Origin of the sequence: Enterobacter sp. 198 (assembly GCF_009025585.1) — a bacterium.
GTDB classification, from domain to species: Bacteria; Pseudomonadota; Gammaproteobacteria; order Enterobacterales; family Enterobacteriaceae; genus Enterobacter; species Enterobacter ludwigii.
In genome coordinates, this window is record NZ_WCIM01000012.1 from 20,942 (window position 1) to 28,907 (window position 7,966).

Annotated in this window: 9 protein-coding genes and 1 rRNA gene; 7 read left to right on the forward strand and 3 right to left on the reverse strand. The window is 52.3% G+C overall.

Annotated elements, in window-relative coordinates:
* Positions 1-4: 4 nt before the first annotated feature.
* Positions 5-952 (reverse strand): methionyl-tRNA formyltransferase, encoded by a 948-nt coding sequence (fmt, locus tag F8561_RS05895; RefSeq protein WP_151887234.1) that lies wholly within the window; start codon positions 950-952, stop codon positions 5-7.
* Positions 953-977: 25 nt separating this feature from the next.
* Complete coding sequence (gene def / locus F8561_RS05900) at positions 978-1,487, reverse strand: peptide deformylase (protein WP_008503479.1); 510 nt, start codon at positions 1,485-1,487, stop codon at positions 978-980.
* A gap of 128 nt (positions 1,488-1,615) precedes the next feature.
* Between def and dprA the strand changes: the two genes are divergently transcribed.
* The 6 genes from dprA to F8561_RS05930 are packed head-to-tail and all read left to right on the forward strand — an operon-like array spanning position 1,616 to position 5,399.
* On the forward strand, positions 1,616-2,740 hold the full coding sequence (gene dprA, locus F8561_RS05905; RefSeq protein WP_151887235.1) for a DNA-protecting protein DprA: 1,125 nt from the start codon (positions 1,616-1,618) through the stop codon (positions 2,738-2,740).
* Positions 2,712-3,185, forward strand: a complete 474-nt coding sequence (gene smg / locus F8561_RS05910; RefSeq protein WP_014171887.1) for a DUF494 family protein Smg — start codon at positions 2,712-2,714, stop codon at positions 3,183-3,185. Before dprA ends, smg begins: the two co-directional genes overlap by 29 nt.
* Before the next feature lie 26 nt (positions 3,186-3,211).
* Entirely contained in the window at positions 3,212-3,769 is a 558-nt protein-coding gene (locus F8561_RS05915) for a type I DNA topoisomerase (RefSeq protein ID WP_063215008.1), read from the forward strand.
* A complete protein-coding gene (gene tsaC, locus F8561_RS05920) occupies positions 3,759-4,331 on the forward strand; it encodes an L-threonylcarbamoyladenylate synthase type 1 TsaC (RefSeq protein WP_020882978.1) in 573 nt (190 codons plus the stop codon). Before F8561_RS05915 ends, tsaC begins: the two co-directional genes overlap by 11 nt.
* A gap of 4 nt (positions 4,332-4,335) precedes the next feature.
* Entirely contained in the window at positions 4,336-5,154 is an 819-nt protein-coding gene (gene aroE, locus F8561_RS05925; protein ID WP_025202893.1) for a shikimate dehydrogenase, read from the forward strand.
* Positions 5,151-5,399 carry a DUF1488 domain-containing protein gene (locus F8561_RS05930; protein ID WP_014171883.1) on the forward strand — a complete coding sequence of 83 codons (249 nt, stop codon included), beginning with the start codon at positions 5,151-5,153 and terminating at the stop codon, positions 5,397-5,399. The genes aroE and F8561_RS05930 overlap by 4 nt, the downstream gene beginning before the upstream one ends.
* Here the strand turns inward: F8561_RS05930 and F8561_RS05935 are convergent.
* Entirely contained in the window at positions 5,375-5,929 is a 555-nt protein-coding gene (locus tag F8561_RS05935; RefSeq protein ID WP_063934541.1) for a gamma carbonic anhydrase family protein, read from the reverse strand. The two genes, F8561_RS05930 and F8561_RS05935, sit on opposite strands and share 25 nt — an antisense overlap.
* Positions 5,930-6,401: 472 nt before the next feature.
* On the opposite strand from F8561_RS05935, the gene F8561_RS05940 reads away from it, so the two are divergent.
* A 16S ribosomal RNA gene (locus tag F8561_RS05940) occupies positions 6,402-7,941 on the forward strand.
* The last annotated feature ends 25 nt before the right edge of the window (positions 7,942-7,966 follow it).

Sequence of the window (7,966 nt, forward strand, 5' to 3'; positions counted from 1 at the left end):
GAGGTCAGGCAAGGCGATTGCCCGGGATAAACCATTCGCGACGAGAATTTAACAAATCCTGTGCGCTCATCGCCTTCTTACCCGCAGGTTGTAGCGATTCCAGATTCAGGATCCCTTGTGCGGTAGCTACCTGAATACCGTTCTTGCTGGCGTCGATAATCGTACCGGGCTCAGCCGTTGTGTGACCGTCAATAAGGGAGGCTTTCCAGACTTTCACTGGCTGCTCGTCGATAACCATCCAGCTCATCGGCCATGGATTAAAGGCGCGAATGCAGCGTTCAAGTTGAGCCGCTGACAGAGACCAGTCAATCCGGGCTTCTTCTTTACTCAGTTTTTCAGCGTAAGTGACCAGCGCTTCATCCTGAACTTCAGGTTTCGCCGTATTATTCGCAATCTGCTGGAGGGTTTCAATCAGCCCTTGCGGGCCAAGCTCTGCCAGCTTGTCATACAAGGTGGCACTGGTATCATCGGCCGTAATGGGGCAGGCCAGTTTATAAAGCATGCCACCGGTGTCTAAACCTACATCCATCTTCATGATTGTGACGCCCGTTTCAGCATCACCCGCCCATAAAGAGCGCTGAATAGGTGCTGCCCCGCGCCAGCGTGGAAGCAGAGAACCATGCACGTTAATGCAACCCAGGCGAGGCATATCAAGCACAGCTTTTGGCAGAATTAAACCGTAAGCCACCACCACCATTACATCGGCATTCAGGTCAGCGACAAGCTGCTGGTTTTCCTGAGGGCGCAAGGATGCTGGCTGGAAAACAGGTAACCCATGCTCTTCTGCCAGCACCTTAACAGGACCTGGCATCAGTTTTTTACCACGGCCAGCCGGGCGATCCGGTTGGGTAAACACGCCAACAACCTGGTGGCCAGAAGATAACAGCGCGTCAAGATGACGCGCTGCAAAATCAGGGGTTCCCGCGAAGATAATACGTAGTGATTTAGACACGATGATCCTTGTATCCGGGGGGACGTTATGCGCGAGAACGCAAACGATCCAGTTTCTCTACTTTCTGACGAATTCGTTGCTGCTTCAGCGGCGAGAGATAATCGATAAACAGTTTACCGACCAGATGATCCATCTCATGCTGAATACAGATCGCCAGCAGGTCGTCAGCTTCCAGTTCGAACGGATTGCCGTCACGATCCAGGGCGCGAATTTTCACTTTTTCGGCGCGCGGCACTAAAGCACGCTGTTCCGGAATAGACAGACAACCTTCCTCAATACCTGTTTCGCCACTCTTCTCGAGCAGCTCAGGATTGATTAACACCAGGCGGCCATCGCGATTTTCAGATACGTCGATCACGATAATACGCTTGTGAATGTCGACCTGAGTGGCCGCAAGACCAATACCTTCTTCGGCGTACATGGTATCGAACATATCATCAACGATACGCTGAATTTCTGCATTCACTTCTTTTACCGGTTCAGCGACGATGCGAAGGCGCTCGTCCGGAATATGTAACACTTGCAAAACTGCCATAAATTTCCAGAGTCGTGTTCAGGAGTTGATAAGAATATTATCTCCTATTCTAGACAAAACCCCCATCGATTGACAGCATCAGTGACCAATCGCAATGATTGCGGAGGCCGCTTATGGCAGGGGAAAGGATGACGTCGACTGAGTTATGGCTACGGTTAATACACACCGGTTCTCTTTATGGCGATGTGATGCTGGAAGCGGCAGCACGATTGCACAACCAGACAACCATTGACGGTCCCGTTGTCAGAGACGCCGGTCTGTCTGTCAAACAGGCTGCACGGTTCTTTGCGCTCAGAGAAAGTGAGCTGGAAAGTAGCCTGCTCTGGCTCGAACAGCCGGGTAACCATCTGATCACGGCGGAGCAGCCTCTTTATCCTCCTTTACTCCGGACGATCCCGGATTATCCAGGCGCAGTCTTTGTTAAAGGCAACCCTGATGTACTGAATGCAGTTCAGCTGGCGGTTGTTGGCAGCCGTGCACCGTCATGGTACGGCGAGCGATGGGGAAAAATTCTCTGTGAACAGCTTTCTCAAAGTGGTTTAACGATCACCAGCGGGCTGGCCTGCGGAATTGACGGTGTCGCCCACAACGCTGCGCTATCGGCAAAAGGGCGTAGCGTTGCGGTGCTGGGTAACGGTCTCTTTAGTATTTATCCTCGTCGGCATCAGGCGCTGGCTGCACGGCTTATCGATTCTGGTGGCGCGATAGTGTCTGAGTTTCCGCTATCAGCGCAGCCCCGGCCGGGACACTTTCCCCGGCGTAATCGAATTATCAGCGGGCTAAGTCAGGGGGTGTTCGTGGTTGAAGCAGCGGTACGCAGCGGTTCGCTTGTGACCGCACGGTGCGCGCTTGAGCAGGGGCGAGACGTGTTTGCCTTACCCGGCCCAATTGGTAACCCGGGATGCGAAGGGCCGCACTGGCTGATAAAGCAGGGTGCAACACCGGTAACGGAAGTCAGGGACATTCTTGAAAATTTGCAATATGGATTGCAATGGCTGCAGGAAGATCCCGAAAAGCGACATTATTCATCAGATCAGGGAAAGGTGGCATTGCCATTTCCCAAGCTCCTGGCTAACGTAGGAGATGAGGTAACACCTGTTGACGTTGTCGCTGAACGTGCCGGCCAACCTGTGCCAGTTACGGTAGCACAGCTACTCGAACTGGAGTTAGCAGGATGGATCGCAGCTGTACCCGGCGGCTATGTCCGATTAAGGAGGGCAAGCCATGTTCGACGTACTGATGTATTTGTTTGAGACTTACATCCATAACGAAGCAGAAATGCGAGTGGATCAGGACAAATTGACACAGGATCTTACCGATGCGGGGTTTGAGCGGGAAGATATCTATAATGCGTTGATGTGGCTGGAAAAACTGGCTGATTATCAGGAAGGCCTCGCCGAACCGATGCAGTTAGCTTCTGACCCATTGTCTGTGCGCATCTACACAGCTGAAGAGTGTGAAAGACTGGACGCGAGCTGCCGGGGATTCATTTTATTCCTTGAGCAGATTCAGGTGCTAAACCTCGAAACGAGAGAGATGGTGATAGAGCGCGTTATGGCGCTGGATACGGCAGACTTCGAACTGGAAGATCTCAAGTGGGTCATCCTGATGGTTCTGTTTAATATTCCAGGCTGTGAAAATGCCTATCAGCAAATGGAAGAATTACTCTTTGAAGTGAATGAAGGTATGCTGCATTAATTCAATGTGCAGCACCAAGAGTTGTTATGGCCAAATCAGCACTATTCACGGTGCATAAAAATGAGCCCTGCCCGCAGTGCGGGGCTGAACTTGTTATTCGGTCCGGGAAACACGGCCCGTTTCTCGGTTGTTCCCACTATCCGGAATGTGACTATGTCCGTCCCCTGAAAAGCCAGGCGGATGGACATATCGTCAAAATTCTGGAGGGACAGCTTTGCCCTCTTTGCGGCGGCGAGTTAGCGCTACGTCAGGGTCGTTTCGGCATGTTTATTGGCTGTAGCCTCTATCCTGAATGTGAACATACAGAACAAATTGATAAACCTGATGAAACGGCTATTGCCTGTCCTCAATGCCAGCGTGGACAGCTCGTGCAGCGCCGTTCTCGTTTTGGTAAGACCTTTCATTCCTGCGATCGCTATCCTGAATGTCAGTTTGTTATCAATTTCAAACCGGTAGCGGGTGTCTGCTCTCATTGCAATTATCCGCTACTGATAGAGAAAAAAACGGCGCAAGGTTTGAAACGCTTCTGCGCCAGTAAACAATGTGGAAAGCCGGTTCCGGCGGATCAAAACAGTGAAGAATAACCTGCCATCAGGCTCCATTGCTCATGCGGTGGATGTCCTGAAAAATGAAGAAGTCATCGCCTATCCAACTGAAGCTGTTTTTGGGGTCGGTTGCGATCCTGACAGCGAAACGGCCGTTGGCCGACTGCTCACACTTAAACAGAGGCCAGTCGAAAAAGGGCTTATTTTAATCGCTGCTAACTATGAGCAGCTTAAGCCTTATATCGATGATTCCATGCTAACGCCGGAGCAGCGGGAGACTATTTTCTCAGCATGGCCCGGCCCCGTGACCTTTGTTTTCCCGGCGAAGCCGACAACGCCGCGCTGGTTGACCGGGCGCTTTGATTCCCTCGCCGTGCGCGTGACGGACCATCCGCTGGTGGTCGAACTTTGCCTGGCCTTTGGAAAACCACTGGTCTCAACCAGCGCGAATCTGACCGGGCAGCCACCTTGCCGTACAACCGATGAAGTACGGGCGCAGTTTGGGAATGATTTCCCGGTTGCCGTCGGTGAGACGGGAGGGCGCCTCAATCCGTCTGAAATCCGCGACGCCTTGACCGGCGAACGTTTTCGCCAGGGGTAATCCAATGGAAACCTATGCTGTTTTTGGTAATCCGATAGCGCACAGCAAGTCACCGTTAATCCATCAACTGTTTGCCGAGCAACTGCAAATAAATCATCCCTATGGCCGCGTGCTGGCGCCCGTTGATGCATTTATTCCTGCGCTGGAGGGTTTCTTCAACGCGGGTGGCAAAGGTGCGAATGTAACGGTACCGTTTAAAGAGGAAGCCTTCGAACGTGCGGATGAACTCACCGAGCGTGCTTCCCTTGCGGGTGCAGTGAATACCCTAAAACGGCTTGAGGATGGACGCCTGCTGGGAGACAACACTGACGGAATTGGGTTACTGAGCGATCTGGAAAGGCTCTCGTTTATTAAGCCTGGTTTCAGGGTTCTGCTGATTGGTGCGGGTGGAGCGTCGCGGGGAGTATTGCTGCCTCTGCTATCACTGGATTGCGCGGTGACCATTACAAACAGGACCTTCTCGCGGGCAGAAGCGCTGGCTGCGTTGTTCGCACATACCGGCAGCGTGAGCGCGGTCGCCCTGGATGAACTTGCCGATCGTGAGTTTGATCTGATCATCAACGCCACCTCCAGTGGTATCGGTGGTGACGTGCCGGCGATCCCTGCTTCGCTGGTAAGTGCCCATATTTACTTCTACGACATGTTCTATCAGAAAGGGAAGACACCTTTTTTGAACTGGTGTGAACAGCACGGCGGAAAACACGTAGCCGATGGGCTGGGAATGCTGGTGGGACAGGCGGCACACGCGGTGCTGCTCTGGCACGGTGTATTGCCTTTGGTCGAACCGGTCATTGAAAAGCTGAAAAGGGAGCTCACGGCGTGAATCAGGCAATTCATTTTCCGGACAGGGAAAGCTGGGACGAGAGTAAACAGGCGGTCTGTTTCCCGGTGCTGGTGCATGGAATGCAACTTACCTGTGCCATTCGTGGGGAAACGCTGTTGCGCCGCTTTGGTGGTTCAGACCCGTTAGAGGTGTTTTGTGAAAATCGCTGGGATCTTGAAGAGGAAGCCAGCGATTTAATCCGCGATCAGCAGGAAGACGATCAGGGCTGGGTCTGGGTATCCTGACTCAGATAGTCATTCTTCCATTTAACGTAGTTATTCGCCGAGTATTTTAATCCTTCGATCTCTGCCTCCTTCAGGGGGCGGATCTGTTTTACCGGGCTTCCCAAATAGAGATAGCCGCTCTCCAGTCTTTTGTTCTGGGGAACAAGGCTGCCTGCGCCAATCATCACGTCATCTTCTACAATGACGCCATCCAGCAAAATCGACCCCATGCCAACAAGAACCCGATTACCAATAGTGCAGCCGTGAAGCATCACTTTATGGCCGACGGTGACATCTTCTCCAATGATGAGTGGATAGCCCTGGGGGTTATAGGAGGATTTGTGGGTTACGTGCAGAACGCTACCGTCCTGAATATTGGTGCGTGCACCAATGGCCACATGGTTTACATCCCCCCGGATGGCGACGAGCGGCCAGATACTGACGTCATCGGCCATTCGAACATCGCCGATGACCACGCTGCTGGCATCGATCATCACGCGATCGCCTTTTTGGGGGAGAAGATCTTTATAAGGACGTAATACTGCGGACATATCTACCTCGAACGATGAGCACTATATAGAAGACTTGATCATATTAAGGGATCGAGGCAAGGCAAAAAGCGTCAATATTTAAGCATATTGGGTGGGATTTCAGCGAAAAGCGCGGAAAATCGACAGTTGGAAAAAAAGATCCAAAAAGTACTTGTGCTAAAAATTGGGATCCCTATAATGCGCCTCCATCGACACGGCGGATGTGAATCACTTCACAGATAACCCGGTCGGTTGAAGAGAAAAAATCCTGAACTTCAGGGTTGACTCTGAAAGAGGAAAGCGTAATATACGCCACCTCGCGACGGTGAGCTGTAAGCCGCGTCGCAACTGCTCTTTAACAATTTATCAGACAATCTGTGTGGGCACTCAAAGTGACATGGATTCTTAACGTCCTCGGACGAAAAATGAATACCAAGTCTCTGAGTGAACATACGTAATTCATTACGAAGTTTAATTCACGAGCATCAAACTTAAATTGAAGAGTTTGATCATGGCTCAGATTGAACGCTGGCGGCAGGCCTAACACATGCAAGTCGAACGGTAGCACAGAGAGCTTGCTCTCGGGTGACGAGTGGCGGACGGGTGAGTAATGTCTGGGAAACTGCCTGATGGAGGGGGATAACTACTGGAAACGGTAGCTAATACCGCATAACGTCGCAAGACCAAAGAGGGGGACCTTCGGGCCTCTTGCCATCAGATGTGCCCAGATGGGATTAGCTAGTAGGTGGGGTAACGGCTCACCTAGGCGACGATCCCTAGCTGGTCTGAGAGGATGACCAGCCACACTGGAACTGAGACACGGTCCAGACTCCTACGGGAGGCAGCAGTGGGGAATATTGCACAATGGGCGCAAGCCTGATGCAGCCATGCCGCGTGTATGAAGAAGGCCTTCGGGTTGTAAAGTACTTTCAGCGGGGAGGAAGGTGTTGTGGTTAATAACCACAGCAATTGACGTTACCCGCAGAAGAAGCACCGGCTAACTCCGTGCCAGCAGCCGCGGTAATACGGAGGGTGCAAGCGTTAATCGGAATTACTGGGCGTAAAGCGCACGCAGGCGGTCTGTCAAGTCGGATGTGAAATCCCCGGGCTCAACCTGGGAACTGCATTCGAAACTGGCAGGCTAGAGTCTTGTAGAGGGGGGTAGAATTCCAGGTGTAGCGGTGAAATGCGTAGAGATCTGGAGGAATACCGGTGGCGAAGGCGGCCCCCTGGACAAAGACTGACGCTCAGGTGCGAAAGCGTGGGGAGCAAACAGGATTAGATACCCTGGTAGTCCACGCCGTAAACGATGTCGACTTGGAGGTTGTGCCCTTGAGGCGTGGCTTCCGGAGCTAACGCGTTAAGTCGACCGCCTGGGGAGTACGGCCGCAAGGTTAAAACTCAAATGAATTGACGGGGGCCCGCACAAGCGGTGGAGCATGTGGTTTAATTCGATGCAACGCGAAGAACCTTACCTACTCTTGACATCCAGAGAACTTAGCAGAGATGCTTTGGTGCCTTCGGGAACTCTGAGACAGGTGCTGCATGGCTGTCGTCAGCTCGTGTTGTGAAATGTTGGGTTAAGTCCCGCAACGAGCGCAACCCTTATCCTTTGTTGCCAGCGGTCCGGCCGGGAACTCAAAGGAGACTGCCAGTGATAAACTGGAGGAAGGTGGGGATGACGTCAAGTCATCATGGCCCTTACGAGTAGGGCTACACACGTGCTACAATGGCGCATACAAAGAGAAGCGAACTCGCGAGAGCAAGCGGACCTCATAAAGTGCGTCGTAGTCCGGATTGGAGTCTGCAACTCGACTCCATGAAGTCGGAATCGCTAGTAATCGTAGATCAGAATGCTACGGTGAATACGTTCCCGGGCCTTGTACACACCGCCCGTCACACCATGGGAGTGGGTTGCAAAAGAAGTAGGTAGCTTAACCTTCGGGAGGGCGCTTACCACTTTGTGATTCATGACTGGGGTGAAGTCGTAACAAGGTAACCGTAGGGGAACCTGCGGTTGGATCACCTCCTTACCTTAAAGAACCTGCCTTTGTAGTG